General features: G+C 66.7%; 20 protein-coding genes and 1 tRNA gene. 13 read left to right on the forward strand and 8 right to left on the reverse strand.

All coding sequences use genetic code 11. From position 1 onward, the window contains the following. Window positions 1-123 precede the first annotated feature (123 nt). Genes pheS through pheT form a run of 3 tightly spaced genes read left to right on the forward strand, consistent with a single transcriptional unit; the run spans window position 124 to window position 4,229 of the window. A complete protein-coding gene (gene pheS, locus QM789_RS16425) occupies window positions 124-1,197 on the forward strand; it encodes a phenylalanine--tRNA ligase subunit alpha (protein ID WP_420352915.1) in 1,074 nt (357 codons plus the stop codon). Beyond that, window positions 1,194-1,805 (forward strand): hypothetical protein, encoded by a 612-nt coding sequence (locus QM789_RS16430; protein WP_420352916.1) that lies wholly within the window; start codon window positions 1,194-1,196, stop codon window positions 1,803-1,805. Before pheS ends, QM789_RS16430 begins: the two co-directional genes overlap by 4 nt. Before the next feature lie 12 nt (window positions 1,806-1,817). Continuing rightward, entirely contained in the window at window positions 1,818-4,229 is a 2,412-nt protein-coding gene (gene pheT, locus QM789_RS16435) for a phenylalanine--tRNA ligase subunit beta (RefSeq protein WP_420352917.1), read from the forward strand. A 108-nt stretch (window positions 4,230-4,337) separates the two neighbouring features. Here the strand turns inward: pheT and selD are convergent, their stop codons facing one another. Beyond that, complete coding sequence (gene selD, locus QM789_RS16440) at window positions 4,338-5,396, reverse strand: selenide, water dikinase SelD (protein WP_420352918.1); 1,059 nt, start codon at window positions 5,394-5,396, stop codon at window positions 4,338-4,340. A 210-nt stretch (window positions 5,397-5,606) separates the two neighbouring features. Here selD and fdnG point away from each other — a divergent pair, with 210 nt between their 5' ends. From fdnG to QM789_RS16475, 7 genes are all read left to right on the forward strand, one after another. Continuing rightward, window positions 5,607-8,690, forward strand: a complete 3,084-nt coding sequence (gene fdnG, locus QM789_RS16445; RefSeq protein ID WP_420352919.1) for a formate dehydrogenase-N subunit alpha — start codon at window positions 5,607-5,609, stop codon at window positions 8,688-8,690. After that, window positions 8,687-9,670, forward strand: coding sequence for a formate dehydrogenase subunit beta (gene fdxH / locus QM789_RS16450; RefSeq protein ID WP_420352920.1), 984 nt, complete (start codon window positions 8,687-8,689; stop codon window positions 9,668-9,670). Before fdnG ends, fdxH begins: the two co-directional genes overlap by 4 nt. Then, a complete protein-coding gene (locus tag QM789_RS16455; protein ID WP_420352921.1) occupies window positions 9,667-10,350 on the forward strand; it encodes a formate dehydrogenase subunit gamma in 684 nt (227 codons plus the stop codon). Before fdxH ends, QM789_RS16455 begins: the two co-directional genes overlap by 4 nt. Before the next feature lie 4 nt (window positions 10,351-10,354). Beyond that, window positions 10,355-11,251, forward strand: coding sequence for a formate dehydrogenase accessory protein FdhE (gene fdhE / locus QM789_RS16460; protein WP_420352922.1), 897 nt, complete (start codon window positions 10,355-10,357; stop codon window positions 11,249-11,251). Beyond that, window positions 11,251-12,600, forward strand: a complete 1,350-nt coding sequence (selA, locus tag QM789_RS16465) for an L-seryl-tRNA(Sec) selenium transferase (protein ID WP_420352923.1) — start codon at window positions 11,251-11,253, stop codon at window positions 12,598-12,600. The genes fdhE and selA overlap by 1 nt, the downstream gene beginning before the upstream one ends. Next, window positions 12,597-14,474, forward strand: coding sequence for a selenocysteine-specific translation elongation factor (gene selB / locus QM789_RS16470; protein ID WP_420352924.1), 1,878 nt, complete (start codon window positions 12,597-12,599; stop codon window positions 14,472-14,474). Before selA ends, selB begins: the two co-directional genes overlap by 4 nt. Then, window positions 14,475-14,570: transfer RNA gene (locus QM789_RS16475), tRNA-Sec, on the forward strand. Window positions 14,571-14,745: 175 nt separating this feature from the next. Here the strand turns inward: QM789_RS16475 and QM789_RS16480 are convergent. The 7 genes from QM789_RS16480 to QM789_RS16510 all read right to left on the reverse strand — a co-directional run bounded on the left by QM789_RS16480 (window position 14,746) and on the right by QM789_RS16510 (window position 20,554). After that, the gene (locus QM789_RS16480; RefSeq protein WP_420352925.1) at window positions 14,746-15,060 is read right to left on the reverse strand and encodes a hypothetical protein; all 315 of its coding nucleotides are present in this window, start codon (window positions 15,058-15,060) and stop codon (window positions 14,746-14,748) included. A gap of 207 nt (window positions 15,061-15,267) precedes the next feature. Continuing rightward, a complete protein-coding gene (locus QM789_RS16485) occupies window positions 15,268-16,302 on the reverse strand; it encodes an HlyD family secretion protein (RefSeq protein ID WP_420352926.1) in 1,035 nt (344 codons plus the stop codon). Then, window positions 16,299-17,909: an MFS transporter gene (locus QM789_RS16490; RefSeq protein ID WP_420352927.1), complete on the reverse strand. Its 1,611-nt coding sequence runs from the start codon at window positions 17,907-17,909 to the stop codon at window positions 16,299-16,301. The genes QM789_RS16485 and QM789_RS16490 overlap by 4 nt, the downstream gene beginning before the upstream one ends. Further along, window positions 17,906-18,358, reverse strand: a complete 453-nt coding sequence (locus QM789_RS16495) for a MarR family winged helix-turn-helix transcriptional regulator (RefSeq protein WP_420352928.1) — start codon at window positions 18,356-18,358, stop codon at window positions 17,906-17,908. Before QM789_RS16495 ends, QM789_RS16490 begins: the two co-directional genes overlap by 4 nt. Window positions 18,359-18,482: 124 nt before the next feature. Then, entirely contained in the window at window positions 18,483-19,070 is a 588-nt protein-coding gene (locus QM789_RS16500; protein WP_420352929.1) for a Smr/MutS family protein, read from the reverse strand. After that, a complete protein-coding gene (locus tag QM789_RS16505; RefSeq protein ID WP_420352930.1) occupies window positions 19,067-19,894 on the reverse strand; it encodes an MltA domain-containing protein in 828 nt (275 codons plus the stop codon). Before QM789_RS16505 ends, QM789_RS16500 begins: the two co-directional genes overlap by 4 nt. 3 nt (window positions 19,895-19,897) lie before the next feature. Further along, window positions 19,898-20,554, reverse strand: a complete 657-nt coding sequence (locus tag QM789_RS16510; protein WP_420352931.1) for a Tim44/TimA family putative adaptor protein — start codon at window positions 20,552-20,554, stop codon at window positions 19,898-19,900. A 92-nt stretch (window positions 20,555-20,646) separates the two neighbouring features. Here QM789_RS16510 and QM789_RS16515 point away from each other — a divergent pair, with 92 nt between their 5' ends. The 3 genes from QM789_RS16515 (at window position 20,647) to QM789_RS16525 (ending at window position 22,253) form a co-directional block, all read left to right on the forward strand. Continuing rightward, the gene (locus tag QM789_RS16515; protein ID WP_420352932.1) at window positions 20,647-21,108 is read left to right on the forward strand and encodes an FxsA family protein; all 462 of its coding nucleotides are present in this window, start codon (window positions 20,647-20,649) and stop codon (window positions 21,106-21,108) included. Between the two features lie 52 nt (window positions 21,109-21,160). Further along, window positions 21,161-21,649 (forward strand): protein-export chaperone SecB, encoded by a 489-nt coding sequence (gene secB, locus QM789_RS16520; protein ID WP_420352933.1) that lies wholly within the window; start codon window positions 21,161-21,163, stop codon window positions 21,647-21,649. A gap of 124 nt (window positions 21,650-21,773) precedes the next feature. Further along, window positions 21,774-22,253, forward strand: a complete 480-nt coding sequence (locus tag QM789_RS16525; protein WP_420353330.1) for an isopentenyl-diphosphate Delta-isomerase — start codon at window positions 21,774-21,776, stop codon at window positions 22,251-22,253. The last annotated feature ends 49 nt before the right edge of the window (window positions 22,254-22,302 follow it).

The raw sequence follows: 22,302 nt of genomic DNA on the forward strand, positions 1-22,302 counted from the left end.
CTCCCGTTCGGGAAGACATGACGAACCCCGCGCCGGCTTCGCCCGGGGCGGGGTTTTTGTTTCCTGCGCTTGAAAATGCGCAAGGGCGCGGCTAGCACGGGCCCGACCAGACAGGAGTTGGACATGGACGCGCTCAAGTCGAAATATCTGGAGGGCATCGCTGGGGCCGCGGACGAAGCGGCGCTGGAAGAGTTGCGGCTGGCCGCCCTTGGCAAGAAGGGCGAGATCAGCCTGATGATGCGCGAACTGGGCCGGATGTCGCCCGAGGAGCGGCAGACCACGGGCGCCGCGCTGAACCTGCTGAAGACGGAAATCGACGCGGCGCTGCGCGCGAAGAAAGAGGCGCTGGCGGATGCGGCGCTCGACGCGCGGCTGAAGGGCGAATGGCTGGACGTCACCCTGCCCGGCCGCCCGCGCCGTCAGGGCACAATCCATCCGGTCAGCCAGGTGATGGATGAGGTCACCGCGATCTTCGCCGACATGGGCTTTGCCGTGGCCGAGGGGCCGCAGATCGAATCCGACTGGTATAATTTCGACGCGCTGAACATCGCGCCCGAACATCCCGCGCGGCAGGAGCACGACACCTTCTTCATGGCCCGCGCAGCGGACGACCCGCGCCCGCCGCATGTGCTGCGCACCCATACCTCGCCGGTGCAGATCCGCGCGATGCAGCAGCGCGGCGCGCCCGTGCGGGTGATCGCGCCGGGCCGGGTCTACCGGATGGACATGGACCAGACCCACGCGCCGATGTTCCACCAGGTCGAGGGCATGGCGATCGGCCGCGACATTTCGATGGCGAACCTGAAATGGACGCTCGAAGAATTCTGCAAGGCGTTCTTCGAGGTGCCGGATGTCGAACTGCGCTTCCGCGCCTCGCATTTCCCGTTCACGGAACCTTCGGCCGAGGTCGATATTCGCTGTTCCTGGGCCGGCGGGCAATTGAAGATCGGCGAGGGGGATTCGTGGCTGGAGATACTGGGCTCCGGCATGATGCAGCCCAAGGTTCTCGCGGCGGGCGGCATCGACCCGAACGAATGGCAGGGTTTCGCCTTCGGCATGGGCATCGACCGGATCGCGATGCTGAAATACGGCATTCCGGATTTGCGGGCGTTCTTTGAATCCGACCTGCGCTGGCTGCGCCACTACGGCTTCGCCGCGCTCGACCTGCCGACGGTGTTCGGGGGGCTGAGCCGGTGAGTGAAAGTCTAACTGGCGAACTGGCCTATGACAGGCAAGCCGCGAGCCGTATTTTTTCCCTTACCGGGGGCATCATTGCCGCAACATCGCTTTTTATTTGTGTTGCGTTTGTATTCTCGACCCTTCCGAAAGGTGGCATCGAAAAAATCGCAACGCCCGACAATTTCGTTATCGGAGCGATCTTCTATGCATTGTCTTTCGTCGTAAGCTTCATTTTTACCGGACTTCTTGCCGTAAGCCTAAAGGAAGTATTCCCACAATGGCCTTCATTGAGGAGTGTAGAGACACCGCTTTGGAAAGACTCGAGTGACAGGCGGGATGGCGCTCATACCTATCTGGTAGGTGCCGTAGGCGTGGCTTGGGGCGGATTATACATCATTTCCGCAAGCTTTGCCCTTCTGTTTCCAGATCTGTTGTATAAGTCACTCGTCTTCCTCTTCACCTCACGAGGTAGATTGCTCATTTTTCAGGGAATTATCCTGTCACTCCTCCCCTATCTATATCTGCGCCTCAAAAAGACGGAATCCGTCTTTGATTTCTTCATGAAAGCCATGTTGTTCCTGGGTCTTCTCTTTATAGCCTGCGGCCTTCATATGTTACGCGAATGATGAGGATCAAAAATGAAATTCACCCTCTCCTGGCTGAAAGACCATCTCGACACGTCTGCCACCGTCGAGGACATCGCCGATACGCTGACCGACCTCGGGCTTGAGGTTGAGGGCGTTGTCAATCCGGCGGCGCGGTTGGCGCCGTTCACGCTGGCAAAGGTGCTCCATGCCGAGAAGCATCCGGATGCAGACAAGCTCCGCGTCTGCACCGTGCTGACGGACGAAGGTGAAAAGACCATCGTCTGCGGTGCGCCGAATGCGCGGGCGGGGATCACCGTCGTGCTGGCGAAGCCCGGTGACTATGTGCCGGGCCTCGATGTCACGCTCGGCGTCGGCAAGATCCGCGGCGTTGAAAGCCTTGGCATGATGTGTTCGGAGCGCGAACTCGAACTCTCCGACGAACACAACGGCATCATCGAACTGCCCTCGGGCGAGGTCGGGCAGAAGTTCACCGACTGGCTGGCCGAGAACCGCCCCGATGCGGTGGATCCGGTGATCGAGATCAAGATCACCCCGAACCGCCCCGATGCGCTTGGCGTGCGGGGCATCGCGCGGGATCTGGCCGCGCGCGGTCTGGGCGTGCTGAAACCGCTGGAAATTGAGGCGGTGCCCGGCGGTTTCGACAGCCCGATCGGGGTGGAGATCGACCCGGCGCTGAAGGCAAAGGGCTGCCCTCTGTTCGCGGGCCGGATGATCCGGGGCGTGACCAATGGCGAAAGCCCGGACTGGCTCAAGGAACGGCTGACGGCGATCGGCCTGCGGCCGATTTCGGCGCTGGTCGATATCACCAACTATTTCACCTATGACCTGAACCGCCCGCTGCATGTGTTCGACGCGGCGAAGGTGACGGGCAATCTGCGGATCGTGCCCGCGGTCGAGGGGGACAAGATCCTCGCGCTCGACGGCAAAACCTATGCGCTGAAACCCGGGATGATGGTGATCAGGGACGACACCGGCCCCGAGAGCATCGCGGGCATCATGGGCGGCGAGCATTCGGGCTGCACCGAGGCGACCACGGATGTGTTCCTCGAATGCGCTTACTGGGATCCGATCCCGGTGGCGGCGCAGGGCCGGGCGCTGAAGATCAATTCGGACGCGCGCTATCGGTTCGAGCGCGGCGCGGACCCGGCCTTCACCCTGCCGGGGCTGGAACTGGCGACGCAGATGGTGCTGGATCTGTGCGGTGGCGAGGCGTCGAACGTGGTGATGGATGGCGCGGTGCCGAACACGGATCGCGCCTATCGGCTGGACCCCGCGCGGGTGATCAGCCTCGTCGGCATGGATATTCCGGCCGAAACCCAACGTGCCACGCTGCTGGCGCTTGGCTTCACCTTCGACGGCGATATGGCCCATGTGCCGAGCTGGCGCCCCGATGTTCTGGGCGAAGCCGATCTGGTCGAGGAAGTCGCGCGGATCGCTTCGCTGACGAAGCTCAAGGGCAAGCCGATGCCGCGAGAAACCGCGGGCGTCCCCGGCCCGGTGCTGACGCCGATGCAACTGCGCGAACGGATGGCGCGGCGGACGATCGCGGCGCTTGGCTATAACGAATGCGTCTCCTACAGCTTCATCGACGCGACATCGGCGGCGCTGTTCGGCGGCGGGGCGGAGGCCACGCGGATCGAGAATCCGATTTCGTCCGAGATGACCCATATGCGGCCCGATCTGCTGCCCGGCCTGTTGCAGGCGGCGGCGCGGAACCAGGCGCGGGGCTTTGCCGATCTGGCGCTGTTCGAGGTCGGCCCGGCCTTCACCGGCGGCGAACCGGGCGAGCAGGTGGTGCAGGCGGCGGGGCTTCTGGTGGGTGCTTCGGCGCCGCGCGACCCCTGGGGCTCGCGCCGTCCGGTGGACGTCTACGATGCCAAGGCGGATGCCGAGGCGGTTCTGGCCGCGATCGGCGCCCCGGCCCGGGTGCAGATCAACCGCAAGCTGGCCGGGTGGTGGCATCCGGGGCGGGCGGGGAATGTGGCGCTTGGCCCGAACGTGCTGGCGACCTTCGGCGAGGTCCACCCGCGTGTGCTGCGCGAAATGGGCGTGAAGGGGCCGGCGGTGGCCTTCACCCTCTGGCTGGAAAACGTGCCCTTCCCGAAAGTAAAAACGCCGACGCGGCCCGCGCTGGAAATATCCGAGCTGCATGCGGTCGAGCGCGATTTCGCCTTTGTCGTCGATACTTCGGTCGAGGCGATCACGGCGGTGAACGCGGCCTATGGCGCGGACAAGGCGCTGGTCACCGCGGTTTCGGTGTTCGACCAGTTCACCGGGGCGAAGGCCGAGGAACAGATGGGCGCGGGCAAGAAATCCCTCGCGCTCGCCGTGCGGCTGCAACCGAAGGACAAGACCCTGACCGATGCCGAGATCGAGGCCGTGGCGGCGAAGATCGTCGACAAGGTGACGAAGGCAACCGGCGGAACGCTGCGCGGCGCCTGATCGGCGCCCTTGCCGGGATCCGGGGGCCTGCCCCCGGGTTCTGGAAGGATCACGGCCTTCCCCGGATTCAGGGGGCACGCCCCTGTCCGAAGGACACCCGGACCCGGCTCAGCGCCGCGCCGTCAGGCCGGGGGCACCCTCTTCGACATGGCCGATCACTGCGGCGGCGTCAAAACCCGCGGCGTGGAACAGGCCCAGCACCCCCGCCGCCGCTTCCGGCGCGCAGGCCACCAGAAGCCCGCCGCTGGTCTGCGGATCGCTCAGCAGCGCGCGGTCGAGATCGGTCAGCCCGTCGAGCGTGACCTCCGCCCCATAGCTCGCCCAGTTGCGCCCCGAGGCTCCGGTGACATGGCCCGCCTCGGCCAGCGCCCGCGCGCCCTCAAGGAACGGCACGCTGTTCCAGTCGATCACCACCCGCAGCCCGGCGCCCCGCGCCATTTCCAGCGCATGGCCCGCCAGCCCGAACCCCGTTACATCGGTGATCGCATGGACCCCCGGCATCCGCGCCAGATCCGGCCCCGGCGTGTTCAGCCGCGTGGTCGAGGCCACCATCCGCGCGTAGCCCGCCGGATCCAGCGCGCCCTTCTTCAGCGCGGCAGAAAACACGCCAACGCCCAACGCCTTGCCCAGGATCAGCACATCGCCGGGCCGGGCATCGGCATTGCGCTTCAGGTTCGCCGGATCGAGCAACCCGATCGCCACCAGCCCGTAGATCGGTTCGACCGAATCAATCGTATGCCCGCCCGCGATCGGAATGCCCGCCGCGCGGCAGGCCTCGGCGCCGCCATCCAGAATCGCCCGGATCGTGCCCTGCGACAGCCGGTTCACCGGCATCCCCACCAGCGCCAGCGCGAAGATCGGCGTGCCGCCCATCGCATAGACGTCGCTGATCGCATTGGTCGCGGCGATGCGGCCGAAGTCGCGCGGATCGTCCACGATCGGCATGAAGAAATCCGTCGTCGCCACGATCGCCTGGTTCGGGCCGACCTGATAAACGGCGGCATCGTCCGAGGTCTCGATCCCCACCAGCAGCTCGGGCGGCACCGGCAGGGCCGTCGCCCCGCGCAGGATGCCTTCCAGAACGCCGGGCGCGATCTTGCAGCCGCAGCCGCCACCATGGGCGAGCGAGGTCAGGCGCGGCTCTTCCGGGGTGATGTCTTCGGCCATGGCGGTCTCCTTCGGACTGTTTCCAATGGTGTGCCACCGCGGGCGGGCGGGGGCAAGCACCCCTCGTTATATCCATTTGGATACAACGATTTCCGCACATTACCCGCGGGTGATGCGCGGCAGGTTTCGTTGACTTGGCAGTCAAAAAGCGGGATACCTCAGGATACCGATCTAAAGATCAAGATTGAGACAGGTAATGAGGAGGGTCACATGAATATCGACCTTTCGCGCCGCAGCTTCCTGAAGCTGGCCGGGGCGGGGGTGGCGGCGTCATCGCTCGGGGCCATGGGCTTCGGCGCGGCAGAGGCGGCCGAGGCTGCTCATGTCCGGGCCTTCAAGCTGGCAGCCACCACCGAAACGCGCAACACCTGCACCTATTGCTCCGTCGCCTGTGGGATCATCATGTATTCCAAGGGCGATCTGAAGATCGGCGAACAGGCGGAACTGCTCCACATCGAAGGCGATGCGGACCACCCGACGAACCGCGGCACGCTCTGCCCCAAGGGCGCCGCGCTGAAGGATTTCGTGAAGTCCGAGACCCGCGCCACCCAGCCGCGCATCCGCAAGCCGGGCGGCACCGAATGGCAGGACATCACCTGGGAAGCGGCCTTTGACAAGATCGCCCGCGCGATCAAGGACGACCGCGACCAGAACTTCATCGCCACGAATGCCGAGGGCACGCCGGTCAACCGCTGGCTGAGCGCCGGGTTCCTGGCCGCCTCCGGAACCACCAACGAGACCGCATGGCTGACCTATAAGGTCGTGCGCTCGATGGGGATGCTGAGTTTCGACAACCAGGCACGCGTCTGACACGGCCCCACGGTAGCCAGTTTGGCTCCAACTTTCGGCCGCGGCGCAATGACGAACGCCTGGACTGACATCAAGAACACCGACCTCGCGCTGGTGATGGGCGGCAATGCCGCCGAGGCCCACCCCTGTGGCTTCAAATGGGTCACCGAAGCAAAGGCGCATCGCGGCGCCAAGCTGATCGTGGTCGATCCGCGCTTCACCCGCACGGCCTCCGTGTCGGATTACTATGCCCCGATCCGTCCGGGTTCGGATATCGCCTTCCTGATGGGGGTGATCCGCTGGTGCATCGCCAACGACAAGGTGCAGTGGGAGTATGTGAAGAACTACACCAATGCCGCCTTCCTGGTGAAGGAGGGCTTCGGCTGGTCCGACGGGCTGTTCAACGGCTATGACGAGGACAAGCGCGCCTATGACATGTCCGACTGGGAATACCAGATCGGCGAGGATGGCTATGCGCTGGTGGATCCGACGCTCACGCATCCGCGCTGCGTCTGGAACCTGCTGAAGCAGCATGTCGAGATCTACACCCCCGAACTGGTCGAAACCATCTGCGGCACGCCGAAGGACCGCTACCTGAAGGTCTGCGAGGCGATCGGGGAATGTTCGGCGCGCGACAAGGTGATGACCTCGATGTATGCGCTCGGCTGGACGCAGCATGCGAAAGGCGCGCAGAACATCCGCGGCATGGCGATGTTGCAGCTCATCCTGGGCAATATCGGGATGATGGGCGGCGGGGTGAACGCGCTGCGCGGGCACTCGAACATCCAGGGGCTGACCGACATCGGCCTGATGTCGAACCTGATCCCGGGCTACATGAACATCCCGCGCGATACCGAGGTCGATTACGCCACCTATGCGGCGGGCAAGGCGAACAAGCCGCTGCGCCCGGGGCAGACCAGCTTCTGGCAGAACTACATGAAGTTCTTCGTGTCGTTCCAGAAGGCGATGTGGGGCGATGCCGCGACGGCCGAAAACGACTGGGCCTATCACTACCTGCCCAAGCTCGACGTGCCGACCTACGACATCCTGCGCACCTTCGACATGATGTCGCGGGGCGAGGTGAACCTCTACTTCTGTCAGGGGTTCAACCCGATGCTGTCCTTCCCCAACCGGGGCAAGGTGACGCAGGCACTGTCGCGGCTGAAACTGCTGGTGGTCATGGACCCGTTGCAGACGGAGACCGCGCATTTCTGGGAAGACCACGGCCAGTTCAACGATGTCGATCCGAGGGCGATCCAGACCGAGGTGCTGGAACTTCCGACGACCTGCTTCGCCGAGGACGAGGGCGCGGTGATCAACTCCGGCCGCTGGCTGCAATGGCACTGGGCGGGGGCAACGCCGCCGGGTCAGGCCAAGCCGGATACCTGGATCATGGCGAACATCTTCCTGCGGGTGCGCGAGCTTTACCGCAAGGAGGGCGGCGCCTTCCCGGATCCGATCATGAACCTGAGCTGGGAATACGAGGACGCCCTTGAACCGACGCCCGCGGAACTGGCGAAGGAGATGAACGGCCGCGCGCTGAAGGATCTGCATGATCCGAAGGATCCGGCCAAGCTGCTGGTGGCGGCGGGCAAGCAATTGCCGAACTTCGGCGTGATGCGCGACGACGGCTCGACGATGGCGGGCTGCTGGATCTTTGCCGGCAGCTGGACCGAGGACGGCAACATGATGGCGCGGCGGGACAATTCCGACCCCGGCGACGCGGGCACCTTCCTGAACTGGACCTGGGCCTGGCCGGCGAACCGGCGCATCCTCTACAACCGCGCCTCGGCGGATATGGAGGGCAAGGCCTGGGATCCGAGCCGCAAGCTGATCGAGTGGAACGGCGAGAAATGGACGGGTTACGACGTGCCCGACATCGCCCCCACCGCGAAGCCCGGCGAGGTCATGCCCTTCATCATGACCAACGAGGGCGGCGGGCGGCTGTTCTCGCGCAAGCTGATGGTGGACGGGCCGTTCCCGACCCATATGGAGCCCTTCGAGAGCCCGATCGAAAACGTGCTGAACCGCAAGATCCGGGGCAACCCGGCGGCGCGGATCTTCCCGGCCGACCTGGCGCAACTGGGCAACAGCGCGGACTTCCCGTTCGTGGCGACGTCCTACCGGCTGACCGAGCATTTCCACTACTGGACCAAGCACAACCGGGTGAATGCCGTGTTGCAGCCGGAGTTCTTCGTGGAGATCAGCGAGGAACTGGCCGCAGAAAAGGGCATCAAACGCGGGCAGCAGGTCCGGGTCTGGAGCGCGCGCGGCGAGGTCTGGGCGAAGGCGCTGGTGACGAAGCGGATCAGGCCGCTGATCTGTGACGGCAAGCCCGTCCATGTCATCGGCATCCCGCTGCACTGGGGCTTCATGGGCGCGGCACGCAAGGGGTTCGGGCCGAACAGCCTGACGCCCTTCGTCGGTGACGCGAACATCCAGACGCCGGAGTTCAAGGCCTTCCTCGTCAACATCGAACCCGTGGAGAAAGGGCCTCTGGCATGACCCAACGCGCCCCCCAACCCACCACCGCGGCCGCCAACCCGCCGGTGCAGCCGATGGAGTCGAACCTGCTGCCGTCGGATGTCGTGCGGGCCTCGGCCACGCCGAACCTGCCGAAGCCCGACCGGAAGCTGACCGAGGTGGCGAAGCTCATCGACGTGTCGAAATGTATCGGCTGCAAGGCGTGTCAATCGGCCTGTATCGAGTGGAACGATACCCATCCGGACGTGGAAACCAACGTGGGGGTTTACGAAAACCCCCACGACCTGACGCCCGACATGTTCACGCTGATGCGCTTCACCGAATACGAAAACCCCGAAACCGGGGATTTCGAATGGCTGATCCGCAAGGACGGCTGCATGCATTGCGAGGATCCGGGCTGCCTGAAATCCTGTCCGGCGCCCGGCGCGATCGTGCAGTATTCCAACGGCATCGTGGACTTCATCCACGACAATTGCATCGGCTGCGGCTATTGCGTCACGGGCTGCCCCTTCAACATCCCCCGGGTGTCGAAGAAGGATCACAAGAGCTACAAATGCACGCTCTGTTCCGACCGGGTGGCGGTGGGCCAGGGTCCGGCCTGTGCCAAGGCCTGCCCGACGCAATGTATCACCTTCGGCCCGAAGGAAGAGATGAAGGCCCATGCCGCCGAGCGGATCGAGGATCTGAAATCGCGCGGCTATGAAAACGCCGGGCTTTACGATCCGCAGGGCGTGGGCGGCACGCATGTGATGTATGTGCTGCATCACGCCGACAAGCCGGGGCTTTATGCCGGCCTGCCCGAGGAACCGCGGATTTCCCCGGTGGTCGAGGGCTGGAAGGGTCCGGCAAAGTCGGTGGGTCTGGTGGCGGCGGGCCTCGCCGTGGCGGGCGCGGCGCTGCACGGGCTTTTTGCCAAGCCGAACGCGGTTTCCGCGCATGAGGAAGAGGAAGCCGAGGAACTGGTTCACGAGGCCATCGAGGACGGGGAGGATAAGGCATGAAACGCGAATATTCCGCCCCCGGCGACGAGATCGAGACGATCGAACCCGTCACCGTGGTCCGCTACCGGGGCTATACCCGGCTGAACCACTGGGTCACGGCGGGGTGCATGATCGTGCTGCTGCTGACGGGGCTGGCGTTCTTCCACCCGGCGCTGTTCTTCCTCACCGGCCTGTTCGGCGGCGGGCAGAATGCGCGCTGGCTGCATCCGCTGGTGGGGGTGGTGCTGTTCATCAGCTTCTTCATCCTGTTCTTGCAGATGTGGCGGCTGAACCTGCCCAACCGCGACGATATCGAATGGGCGAAACACACCCCCGACGTGCTGGCCGGGCGGGAGGAAAACCTGCCCGAGCTTGGCAAGTACAACGCCGGGCAGAAGACCGTGTTCTGGGCGATGGCGGGGGGGATCGTCGTGCTGATCGTCACCGGCGTGATGATCTGGGAACAGTATTTCCCGCATATCGTCTCGATCCCGGTGCGCCGGGTGGCGGTGGCGGTGCATGCGCTGGTGGCTCTCGGAATCGTCTTCGTCTTCATCCTGCACGTCTACGCGGCGATCTGGACCCGGGGCACGATCCGCGCGATGACGCGCGGCACGGTGACCGGCGGCTGGGCCTTCCGCCATCACCGCAAATGGTTGCGCGAACTGGCTGGACGGCAGGGCAACGGCCCGGCAGAATGAGACGATGACGACCACATTGCAACCCGACCCTTCGGTCATCGGCGGCGTTGCCCGCGCGCCTTTCGTGCTGCTGCCGGATCCGGCGCGGCTGTTTTCGGTGCGGGCGAAGCGGTTCGGCTTTCTGGCGCCCAGTTCGAACCTTGGCCCCTATCTGGCGTTCCTCGGCGCGCTGAGCACGGTTCAGGCCGGGCTGGTGGCGGATCTGCCCCCCCTGGCGCCGGTCGGACCCGCGCGGGCCGGGGGCATGCCGCCGATCGACCGCGCCGCGCTGGCCGATGATCCGGCACTGCACGACACGCTGGCCCGGCTTTGCGCGCGGGCGGCGGAGCTTGAGATGCCCGATCCCGCGCGGCTGGCGCTCGCGGCCGTGGCCGCCGCCACGGGGGACGACCGGCGCTGGCTGCTCGCGAATGTGCTGGCCGATACCATCCCCGAAGACAGTGCCGCGCCGCATCTGTTCGCCGCTGCGGCGGTGCAGGTGCATCTGGCGCGGCTCGCCGCCACGCTGGACGCGGCGCGGCTGGTTCCGGTAGAGACCGGGGTCTGCCCCTGCTGCGGCGGGCGGCCGGTGTCCTCGCTGGTGCGGACGGTGGGCGAGGTGGAAAACGTCCGCTACGCCACCTGCGCCACCTGCGCCACGCAGTGGAACGAGGTGCGGATCAAATGCCTGTCCTGCGGCTCGACCGAGGGCATCACCTATCGCTCCGCCGAAACGGCGACGGCGACGGTGAAGGCCGAATGCTGCTCGAAATGCCATTCCTGGGTGAAAATCTTCTACGCGGTGCAGAACCCGACGCTCGACCCGGTGGCCGATGATGTCGGCAGCCTCGGGCTCGACCTGCTGATGCAGGACAGCCCGTTCCGCCGCGCCGGATTCGACCCGTTCCTCGTGGGGTATTGATGCAGGCGCTGCGCGCATTGCCCTCGGTCGATCAGGTGCTGCTGTCGGATACCGGGCAGGCGCTGGTGGCCGCGCATGGCCGGACGGCGGTCGTGGCGGCGCTGCGGCGGCGGCTGGACCTCGCGCGCGGGGCGATCCGGGCGGGCGAGGCGGGGGCCGAGATCGCGGCGCTGATCCCCGGGCAGGTGGCCGAAGACCTCGCGGCGGCGGCGCGCTCTGCCCTGCGGCCGATGCTGAACCTGACGGGAACGGTGCTGCACACCAATCTGGGCCGGGCGATCCTGGCCGAAGAGGCCATTGCGGCGGCCAGCGCGGCGATGGCGGCGCCGCTCGCGCTGGAATTCGACCTCGACACCGGCGGGCGCGGGCAGCGGGACAGCCATCTCAAAGGCCTGCTGTGCGAGCTGACCGGGGCCGAGGACGCGACCATCGTCAACAACAACGCCGCCGCCGTGCTGATCGCGCTCAACACGCTTGGACAGGGGCGCGATGCCATCGTCTCGCGCGGCGAGCTGATCGAGATCGGCGGCGCCTTCCGGATGCCCGACATCATGGCCCGCGCCGGGGTCCGCCTGCACGAGGTCGGCACCACCAACCGCACCCATCCGCGCGATTACGAAGGCGCCATCGGGCCGGAGACCGGGCTGATCCTCAAGGTCCATACCTCGAATTACCGGATCGAAGGCTTCACCGCTGAGGTGCCCGCCCCGCAACTGGCGCAGATCGCCGCGAAGGCCGGGGTGCCGCTGCTGAACGATCTGGGCGCCGGGTCGCTGGTCGACCTCGCGCGCTACGGGCTGCGGCGCGAACCCACGGTGGCCGAGGCGGTGGCCGAGGGCGCGGATCTGGTGACCTTCTCGGGCGACAAACTTCTGGGCGGGCCGCAGGCGGGGTTCATCGTCGGGCGGCGCGACCTGATCGCGGCGATCGACAAGAACCCGCTGAAACGCGCGCTGCGGCTCGACAAGATCCGGATCGCCGCGCTGGAAGCGACGCTGCGGCTTTACCGCGATCCGGATCGGCTGGCCGAGCGGCTGCCGACGCTGCGGATGCTGGCCCGGCCACAGGCCGAGATCGCCGCGCAGGCCGCGCGGCTCGCGCCCCTCGTCGCGGCCCGCACCGGCTGGCAGGTCGAACCCTGCGCCTGCACCAGTCAGGTCGGCTCGGGCGCGCTGCCGGTGGACACCATCCCCTCCGCCGGGCTGCGCATTACCGGCGCGGCGCCCGAAACGCTGGCGGCACGGCTGCGCACGGGCGAAACGCCGGTGATCGGGCGGATCCGCGACGGGGCATTGATCCTTGATCTGCGCTGCCTCGGGCGCGACGAAGACCTTCTTGCCGCGCTATGATCGTTGGCACAGCGGGGCATATCGACCATGGTAAGACCGCGCTGGTCAAGGCGCTGACCGGCGTCGATGCCGACCGTCTGGCCGAGGAAAAGGCCCGCGGCATCACCATCGACCTGGGCTTTGCCTATGCCGATCTGGGCGGCGGCGCGATCACCGGCTTTGTCGACGTGCCGGGGCACGAGCGGCTGATCCACACCATGCTGGCGGGCGCGGGCGGGGTGGATTTCGCACTCCTGGTCGTGGCGGCGGATGACGGGGTGATGCCGCAGACGCGCGAACATCTAGCGATTCTGGACCTGCTGGGGCTGGGCCGGGGGATCGTCGCGCTGACCAAATCCGATCTGGCCGATCCCGCGCGGATCGCCGAAGTCACCGCGCAGATCCGCGACCTGCTCGCCCCGACCGCGCTGCGCGACGCGCCGATCCTGCCGGTATCCTCGCTGACCGGGGCGGGGATCGACGGGCTGCGCGCCGCGCTGGTCGCCGCCGAAGCCGAAACCGCCCTGCGCCATGCCGAGGGGCCGATGCGTCTCGCCGTAGATCGCAGTTTCAGCCTGCCGGGCGCGGGCACCGTTGTCACCGGAACCGTGCTGTCGGGCAGTGCGCGGATCGACGACGAGGTGACGGTCAGCCCCACGGGCCTTTCCGCCCGCATCCGTTCGATCCATGCGCAGAACCGCCCCGCGCAGCAGGCGCTCGCCGGGCAACGCTGTGCGCTGAACCTCGCGGGGGAGGCGATCCACAAGGAGGCGATCCATCGTGGCGATGTCGTCCTGGCCCCCGCGCTCCATGCGCCGACCGACCGGATCGACGCGCGGCTGACCGTGCTGCCGTCCGAGCCGAAGCCGCTCGGCACCTGGTTCCCGGCGCGGCTGCACAGCCATTCGGTCGAGGTCGGCGCCCGGATCGTGCCCCTGGCCGATCCGATCGCGCCGAGCGAAGCGGGGCCGGTGCAACTGGTGCTGGACCGGCCGATTGCGGCGGCGGTGGGGGACCGGTTCATCCTGCGCGACACCTCGGCCAGCCGGACTATCGGCGGCGGCACCTTCCTCGACCTGCGCGCCCCGGCCCGCAAGCGGCGTGGGCCGGAGCGGATCGCCCTGCTGAATGCCAGCGCCGAGACAGATCCGGGCCGCGCGCTGCGGGCGCTCGCCGCGCTCGCACCGGTGGACCTGCCCGCCTTCCTGCGCGACCGGGGGCTACATGATGCCGGGCCGCTCGATGATCTGGTGCGGCTCGGGCCGCTGGTGCTGCTCCCCGCGATGCGCGCCGCACTGACCGCGACCACCCTCGACCGGCTGGCCGAATTCCATGCCGAGAACGCCGACCTGCCCGGCATGGGCCGCGAGCGGCTGCGCATCGCGCTGACCCCGCGCCTGCCCAAGGATCTGTTCCAGACCTTTCTGCGCGAAGAATCCGACGCCGGGCATGTGGTGCTGGAGGGCGCCTTCATCCGCCTGCCGGGGCATGAAATCACCCTGACCCCGGCGGATGAGGCGCTGTGGGAGCGGATCCAGCCGATGCTCCTTGGCGCCGTCCGTTTCCGCCCGCCGCGCGTGCGCGACATCGCCACGGACCTGGGGCTGGACGAGCGCGAAATCCGCCGGGTGCTGAAGCTGACACAGCGGCTTGGCCGCACCGATCAGATCGCGCAGGACCATTTCTTTGCGCGCGCCACCACGCGCGAGATGGTCGCCATCGCCCGCGATGTCGGCGGCGCGGACTGGTTCGGCGCCCCCGCCTTCCGCGACCGGATGGACAATGGCCGGAAAGTCGCGATCCAGATCCTCGACTTCTTCGACCGCCACGGCGTAACCTTGCGGCGCGGCGATCTGCGGCGCATAAACCCGCACAGGGTCGATCTGTTCGACTGAGGAAGGGAATCGTCCCCGGTGGGGCGGCCGGTCTTCAAAACCGGTTGGGGCAGCGAGCCTGTCCCGGGTGGGTTCGACTCCCACTCCCCTCCGCCACCCTATTGATTTTATTTCACATACCCGAAAATCTCGCCCATGTCCCGCCATGGAAAATCGGGGGACTGGATCACCTTCCGTTTGATGGAAAGTCGTCTGTGTTCGCAAAATACGAAGATTTGTTCTTCAGGAGATTCAACGGTTAGCCTTGGAAAAGGGCGGGCCCCGGGCATGCTCAACCGCCAATCGGAAGCCGGAATTTCCGAATGCCAAGGGGTATACGGATCGCGTTGGAGCGACGCGCCCGGGGGCAGAACACATGCAATGAGCGAGCCGACTCGGATAGCCCTCTGATGGGATTGGTTTCCGCCGCCGTCACGTTGAACATTTTCCAACCGAGCCCGATATGGGAGCCTTGCGGCGGACCAATATCGCCGTTCCACGTCCCAGGTTTTTCCGGAAACATTTCGGCAAAAGAATCGATCTGATCGCCGCCCTTGCCAAGCATGCAGGGAAGCCGCCCGGTCGCTGAGCATGTAAATGCCGACATCGACGCCTCCGTTCAGAGACACCCGGAGCGCCGAAAACGATGGCTTTTCAAACGGTTCCTCTTGCGAATATATGCCCAGTCGAGGCGCCCCCTGCCGTGGTCCAAAGGCCCCCTTCCGGCCTGCGCTCCGCACGCACAAGACGAGGCTCCGCTTGCCCGCGCATTCGGGAGGGGTCCGTGCGGCGGGCTGTCCCGGCGCGCGGGCCGCTACTCCGGATCGGTCTGCACCTCGACCACCACCGACAGGCCCGGCGCCATCGCCGCCGTTTCCTGCCCCGGGTCGATCGCGATCCGCACCGGCATCCGCTGCGCGATCTTGGTGAAGTTCCCGGTCGCGTTGGTATTGCTCAGCAGGCTGAATTCCGATGCCGCCGCGGGCGAGAAGGATTCAACCGTCCCGCTGAACACCTCCCGACCGATCGCATCCACCGTAAAGCGCACCTTTTGCCCGGCGGCCATGCCCTTCAGGCTGGTTTCCTTGAAATTCGCGACGATCCACAGATCCGACGACACATGCGACACCAGCGCCGTCCCCGCCGTCACATATTGCCCGATCCGCGCCGAAACCTGCCCCAGATGGCCATCGGCGGGGGCATGGATCACCGTGTTCGACAGGTCGATCCGCGCCAGTTCCACCGCCGCCTCGGCACTGGCGATTTCGGCCTTGGCCGCGTCGATCTGCGTGCGGGCGGAGTTGACGTTCTCGCGCTGAACGTCGATCTGCGCGCGGGCCTGAAGCACCGCCGCATCGGCCTGCTGCAACACCAGTTCGGCCTGTTCATTCGCGCTGTCCGAATTGATCCCCCGCGCCTTCAGCGCCCGCGCCCGGACGCTTTGCGAGCGCGCATTGGCAAGCCCCGCCTCCGCCGCGACCAGCGCCGCTTCGTTGGAATGCAGGACGGCCCCCGCCGAATGCACCGCCTGTTCCTTCACCTGCAAGGCCGCGCGCGCGGCGGCCAGCGCCGCCTCCGCCTGTGCGAGCTTCTGGCGGAAGCTGCGGTCGTCGATCCGCGCGATCACATCCCCGGCCTTCACGGTCTGGAAATCGACCACATCGACCTCGGACAGATAGCCCGACAGTTGCGGCGCGAGCGAGGTCACCTTGCCGCGCAGATAGGCGTTCTCGGTGGTCGGCTGCGCGGCGTGGAACGGCGGCAGATGCCAGGCGAACAGCACCAGAAGCACGGCGGCAAGGCCGATGACAGAGGCAATGGCGGTGGGCAAAATCAGGGTCTTGTTCATTTCCTGGCTTCCGGGGAGGGGGCTTGTTTCATCAGGCGCCGGCTGACGAGCAGATCACGCAGGACATGCAGCATCAGATAGGCCAGCCCGACGAGCGCGACGACGAAGGTGAGGCGATAGGCATCGTTATAGGCCATGACATAGGCCTGGTTCGCGGCATCCTGCGCGATCAGCGCAAGCGCCTCGGCACGCCGCAGCGTGGTGTCGGCGATCTGCGGCGCGAGCAGCGCCATCTGATTGGCGATGCCGGTCATGGTGGCCGGGCTGGTGGCGGTGATCTGTTCCCGCAGAACCTGTAGATGCGCCGCCTGCTGATGGTTGATGAAGCTCAGGAAGAAGCCCGACCCCACCACGCCGCCCAGGCTTTGCGTCGCCAGAAAGACGATGACGAAGGACAGGATGTAGTTCGGCCCCTTCGTCAGCGCCGCGATCAGGCCCTGCATCATCGCGGGCGGCATGAACAGCATCCCGGCAAAACCGATCAGCGCCTGGCTGACGATCATCTGTTCGGGCCGGGTGTCCATGCTGGACTGCGAATCCATCCAGGCCCCGGCGGCGATCAGCACCAGCGCGACACAGTGGAACTGCGCCTCCCGCCCCGGCCGCATCCAGCCCAGACAGGCCAGCGCGCCCAGCAGATTGGCGATGCAGATGATGCCGAACAGCCCGACCATCTGGTCCTGCCCGATTCCCATCACCTGAAACATCCGCGGCGCGCCGGTGCTTTGTTCCGACAGCAGCAGCCGGAACAGCAACAGCCAGATCGTCAGGTGGACCATGGCGGGCGTGGCAAGCCAGTGGATATCGAGCAGCGGCTCCTTGCGGTGCAGTTCGATCACCACCGCCACCGCCAGCGACAGGAATGCCCCCGCCAGCAGCCAGCCGATCCAGTCCATATCCGTCCACCACCGGATCGGCCCCTGGATGAAGGCCACCGTCAGCCCGCCGAAGGCAAAGGCGATCAGCGCGAAGCTGACCAGATCCAGCGGCCGGATCACCTTCTGGTGCGGCACCGGCGTGAGCTTCAGCGTATAGACCAGCGCGAGCGAGGCCAGCGCCATCCCCAAGGCTGTCAGATGCACCCCCTCCAGCCCGCCATCCCCGATCAGCAGCGGCGACACCACCCGCGCCAGCGTCGGCCCGTTCATCAGGAAGACCAGCGCCAGCGGCAGGCCGATGCGCAGCTTCCACGGCCGCGACAGCGGTTCGAGGAAGTAAAGGAACGCGAGCGAGGACAGCGGCGCCGAGGCGATGCCCGACAGGAACTGCACCGTGATCGCCGAGCGCAGGTCGTCGATCCAGACCGAGGCGAAGGAGACCAGCACATAGGCGATGATCCCCACTTCGGCAAAGCGGCGCAGGCCGAATTGCGTACGAATCTTGATCAGCAGCAGCGGCACCGAGGCGCGCGGAAACATATAGGCCGCTTGCAGCCAGGCGGCATCGGTCTGGGTGATGCCCAGATCTCCGGCGATCTGCTGGGTATTGACCGAAACGAACCCCTGCCCCAGCCCCTGCGACAGCGCGAACAGCGCGCCCGCCATGAAATAGAACATCGCCAGATGCAGAGGCCGCGCCAGAACCCCTTCGGTCGGTGCCGCGCTCATGGCCGGTTCAGCCCCATGGCATTGTCGGCGATCCGCTCCAGCGCGGCGCGGACCATGCGCGATTCCTCCTGCGTGATGCCGCGGCTGATCTCGCGCCGCAGGGTGGCGACATAGGATGTCAGACGGCTCGACCGCGCCTTGTCGGTGAGGAACAGGGCACGTTTGCGCGCATCGCCGTCCAGCCCGCGCCGCTCGACGAAGCCGTCCTTTTCCAGCGCGTCGATCTGCCGTTTCAGCGTCGGCGGCTCCACCCCCAGCGACTGCGCCAGTTCCGCCTGCGTCGCGCCTTCGCAGCGGACAAGGCAGGACAGCACCCGCGCGCGCGAAAACGTCAGCCCCAGCTCCGCCGCGCTGGCATCGTAATTGCGCCGCAGCTCCCGCATCACGCGGACGAGCGCATCCACCAGAAGCGCCGATTCTTCGGAGGCAGAGGTGTTTTCATCCGGCATGGGACGGGTCTTCCGACTGTAAACAAAGGGAAATGCGCACCGGCAATTGGTGTTAGCGTGCTAAGCAGGTAGCATGTTTCGTTCCGCGTGCAAGCCCCGTCCGCACACAGCTTCGTGACAGCCGTTAGCGCAACCGCCGCAGGTAGATGTAATAGGCCCCCGCGCCGCCGTGCTTCAGATGCGCCTCGGTCACCTGCATCACCACCGCACCCAGCGGCGGCAGCCGCAGCCAGTGCGGCACCTGATGGCGCAGCACCCCCATGCGCTGCGGCACCGGATCGTCGTCGCGGCCCGGCTTGCCCTTGCCCGTGATCACCAGAATCAGCCGGTGGCCCCGGTCCTGCGCGGTCAGCACGAAATGGATCAGTTCGGGATGCGCCTGTGCCAGCGTCATCCCGTGCAGGTCGAGCTTCGCCTCGGGTTCCAGCTTGCCGCGGACCATGTTGCGATGCGCCTTGCGGTCCATCACCACCGGCAGCGCCGCCAGCCCCTCGCCGATCGGCGGCGCAAGATCGTGGCCGGTTCTGGGGCGGGCCTTTTCCCCCACCCTAAACGCCTTGGCGAGCGATTTCGGCGCCACCACCGGTTCGCGCGGCGGCGGGGTCAGGGCGGCGGGCATCTCGGGCCGGGCGGGGTGCATGGCCTGCGCGCTCGCCGCGACGCGGGACCACAATTCGCGCTCTTCCTCGGTCAGGCCGCGGCGCCGTCTCATCCCCGCCTCCTGAGCCAGATCATCCGGCCCCGGGCGTTGATCGCCCCGGCGGTCAGCCCGGCCTCCCGCCCCGATCCGATGAAGATGTCGGCACGGCGGCCCCGGATCGCCGATCCCACATCCTGCGCCACCATCAGCCGCGCGCCAAAGCCCGGGCAGTCGATCCAGACCGGGCTGCCCAAGGGCACCACCTCCGGATCCACCGCCAGCGTCCGGCCCGGGGTAACCGGCACCCCCATCGCGCCGATCGGGCCGCTGCCGGGCGGCAGGTCCAGCACGCGGAAGAACACATAGGAGGGGTTATGGTCGAGCAGCGCCGCCACCTCGCCGGGATTGTCGCGGCACCAGGCGCGGATCACCTCGGGCGTCAGCCGCTCCGCCGGCGCGACCCCGCGCCGCACCAGTTCGCGCCCGATCGACCGGTAGGGATGGCCGTTCTTGCCCGCGAAACCGAGGCGCAGCGGCCCTTCGGGCGTGCGGATCCGCACCGAGCCCTGCACCTGCGCCAGAAACGCCTCGATCGCGCTTTCGACCCAGACGATTTCATGCCCCCGCAGCAGGTCGCGCGCGACGATCTCCGCCCGGGGATGCCACAGCGGCGGCAGGTCCGGCGGCATCGCATGCAACGGCACCGGAAACGCCGCCGAGGGCGCGCGGGCGCCCTCAAGTTCGGGTTCGTAATAGCCGGTGAAATGGGTCTCGCCGATCTCGACCGGCTCGAACAGGTCCGGCCGCGCGGGGCCGGGGTCCGTCATGGCAAACGCCGCCCAGGCGGCGGCGTGGTCGTCATTCTCCCAATCGGGCTCCCAACCGGGGATCTCCACGGCTCAACCGCCCGTGGCGACCAGAAGCCAGTTCGGATCGGCATTGCCCATCGTGCGCGCAAAGGTCCAGACGTCGCGCTGCTTGCGCGCGGCGCGCGGATCGCCCTCGACCACCGTTCCGGCGGCATCCTGCGCCGAAGAGATCAGCTCCGCCCCGAACCGCACCGTGAGTTCGGCCTCCCGGGTGGCGGTGTCGAACTTCGCTTCGCTCAGCACCAACTCGCGCAGGCCGAGGAATTCGGCATGAACATCCAGCCCCTGCGCCTTGCGCGCCGCCACGGCCTGCTCGAAGGCCGCGAAGACATCGGGCGACAGGAAGGGGCGCACCTTCTCCAGATCGCCGGTCTCGAAGGCCATCAGGATCATCTCATAGGCCGAGCGCGCGCCTTGCAGGAACTGCGCCACGCTGAACTCGGGCTCGACCCGCTTCATCTGCGCCAGCGCGGCGGCGGCATCGGACCCTTCGGGCACATGGTCGATGATGTCGCGATCCGGCCCGCCCTCGATCACCTCGAAGTTGCGCCGCTCCGCCGGGGTGGGACGGTCGAGCACCACGGGCTTTTCATAGCCGTCCCGGGTGCCCAGCACGTTCTTCAACCTCAGGATCAGAAAGATCGCGATCGCCGCAAGGACGATAAGCTGGATGACGGCAGAGGACATGACAACCCGGTTCCGATTTCTTTGCATTCGTGCATTCCCCACTTATGTAGGCGAAGGGCGCGATCAAGTCCACGGCGCCCGGAAAGGTCGAAATGTGGTTCCTGATTGTTGCGCTGGCCCTGCCGCTGATCGAAATCGCCCTGCTGATCAAAATCGGCGGCATCATCGGACTGTGGCCGACGCTGGCGTGGATCATCGGTTCGGCGGTGCTGGGCCTTGCGGTGATCCGCGGCGAAGGGGCGCGGGCGGTCCATGACATGCGCCGGGCGGCGGCGGAACTGGGCGACCCGACGGCGCCGATGGCGCGGGGCGCGATGTCGGCGCTGGCGGGCGGGCTGCTGATCGCGCCGGGGTTCCTGACCGATGCGGTGGGGCTGCTGCTGTTGATCCCCCCGGTGCAGCGGCTGATCCTGCGCCGGATGGCGCCGAAGGTGAAGGTGCAAAGCTGGTCGTCCCCTCCCTCCCCCGGCGTGATCGACGGCGAGTTCCACGAGATAGACCCCGGCAGCCTGCCGCCGCGCGGACCCTCCGGCTGGACCCGACAGGATCATTGAGCCGCCCCCGTCCGGATGCTACACCCTGTCCCGACGGCTTCAGGAGGATACCATGACCGATCAAACCAACGGCGCCGCGCCGGAACAACCGCAAGTCAGGATGAACATCCTCGCCCAGTTCATCCGTGACATGTCGTTCGAGAACGCCGTCGCGCTGAAGGGCCTGCAAACTGGCGAGGTCCAGCCCGAGATGCAGGTGCAATTCTCCCTCGACGCGCGCAAGCGTCCGGTGGAGCACCAGTTTGAAGTGAACATGAAGGTCAAGGTGACCTCGACCAACAAGGCGGACAAGACCCCGCTGTTCCTGCTCGAAGTCGATTACGGCGGGATCTTCCATATCGAGGGTCTGCCGGAGGAACAGCTTCATCCGTTCCTGCTGATCGAATGCCCGCGGCAGATGTTCCCCTTCGTGCGCCGGATCGTCTCGGATGTGACGCGCGACGGCGGTTTCCCGCCGGTGAACCTCGATCCGGTGGATTTCGTCGCGCTGTATCGCGCCGAAGTCTCCCGCCGGACGCAACAGCCCGCCACACTGTCCTGAGCCTGCGACACCCGCGACCGATGACGAATCACGCCGCCCGCGCCATGCTGGGCGGCGTTTTCGTTCCGGAGGCCCCTTGTCCGACCCCCTGATCCCCGCCTGGCTCGATGGCCGGCTCGTCCCGATGGACAAGCTGGAGGTGCATCGGCGCGGGCTGCGCCATCCGGCGGTATCGGTCTTCGTGCTCGATGACGGCAAGGTTCTGATCCAGCGCCGGGCGGCGGGGAAATACCATTCGGCCGGGCTCTGGGCGAATACGGTCTGCACCCATCCGCATTGGAACGAACCGCCCGACCGCGCGGCGCGGCGCCGCCTGCGCGAGGAACTGGGCATCACCGGGGTCTATCCGGCCTTCGTGCGGCGCGTCGAGTACCGCGCCGATGTCGGCCATGGCCTGACCGAGCATGAACGGGTCGATGTCTATCTGGCCTTCGCGCATCCGGGCATGACCGTGACCCCCGATCCGGCCGAGGTCTCGGAAACCCGCTGGGTCGGGCTTTACGATCTGGTGGCCGAGGTGCACCGTCATCCGGGGCGATTCGCGCCCTGGTTGCGGATCTATCTGACCCGGCATCTGGACGCGATCTTCGGCACGATGCCGTGACGCCGCCGGAACTGTTTGCGATATGCCCCGTTTCCTGGCTATCTTGGGC

The organism is Paenirhodobacter sp. (assembly GCF_047600745.1).
Taxonomy (GTDB): domain Bacteria; phylum Pseudomonadota; class Alphaproteobacteria; order Rhodobacterales; family Rhodobacteraceae; genus Rhodobacter.

Bases quoted from the DNA above. Each gene is read 5' to 3' on its own strand.
- pheS (WP_420352915.1), top strand. From the start codon at position 124: ATGGACGCGCTCAAGTCGAAATATCTGGAGGGCATCGCTGGGGCCGCG.
- pheT (WP_420352917.1), top strand. From the start codon at position 1,818: ATGAAATTCACCCTCTCCTGGCTGAAAGACCATCTCGACACGTCTGCC.
- selD (WP_420352918.1), bottom strand. From the start codon at position 5,396: ATGGCCGAAGACATCACCCCGGAAGAGCCGCGCCTGACCTCGCTCGCC.
- fdxH (WP_420352920.1), top strand. From the start codon at position 8,687: ATGACCCAACGCGCCCCCCAACCCACCACCGCGGCCGCCAACCCGCCG.
- QM789_RS16455 (WP_420352921.1), top strand. From the start codon at position 9,667: ATGAAACGCGAATATTCCGCCCCCGGCGACGAGATCGAGACGATCGAA.
- fdhE (WP_420352922.1), top strand. From the start codon at position 10,355: ATGACGACCACATTGCAACCCGACCCTTCGGTCATCGGCGGCGTTGCC.
- selA (WP_420352923.1), top strand. From the start codon at position 11,251: ATGCAGGCGCTGCGCGCATTGCCCTCGGTCGATCAGGTGCTGCTGTCG.
- selB (WP_420352924.1), top strand. From the start codon at position 12,597: ATGATCGTTGGCACAGCGGGGCATATCGACCATGGTAAGACCGCGCTG.
- QM789_RS16480 (WP_420352925.1), bottom strand. From the start codon at position 15,060: ATGTCGGCATTTACATGCTCAGCGACCGGGCGGCTTCCCTGCATGCTT.
- QM789_RS16485 (WP_420352926.1), bottom strand. From the start codon at position 16,302: ATGAACAAGACCCTGATTTTGCCCACCGCCATTGCCTCTGTCATCGGC.
- QM789_RS16490 (WP_420352927.1), bottom strand. From the start codon at position 17,909: ATGAGCGCGGCACCGACCGAAGGGGTTCTGGCGCGGCCTCTGCATCTG.
- QM789_RS16495 (WP_420352928.1), bottom strand. From the start codon at position 18,358: ATGCCGGATGAAAACACCTCTGCCTCCGAAGAATCGGCGCTTCTGGTG.
- QM789_RS16500 (WP_420352929.1), bottom strand. From the start codon at position 19,070: ATGAGACGGCGCCGCGGCCTGACCGAGGAAGAGCGCGAATTGTGGTCC.
- QM789_RS16510 (WP_420352931.1), bottom strand. From the start codon at position 20,554: ATGTCCTCTGCCGTCATCCAGCTTATCGTCCTTGCGGCGATCGCGATC.
- QM789_RS16515 (WP_420352932.1), top strand. From the start codon at position 20,647: ATGTGGTTCCTGATTGTTGCGCTGGCCCTGCCGCTGATCGAAATCGCC.
- secB (WP_420352933.1), top strand. From the start codon at position 21,161: ATGACCGATCAAACCAACGGCGCCGCGCCGGAACAACCGCAAGTCAGG.
- QM789_RS16525 (WP_420353330.1), top strand. From the start codon at position 21,774: ATGGACAAGCTGGAGGTGCATCGGCGCGGGCTGCGCCATCCGGCGGTA.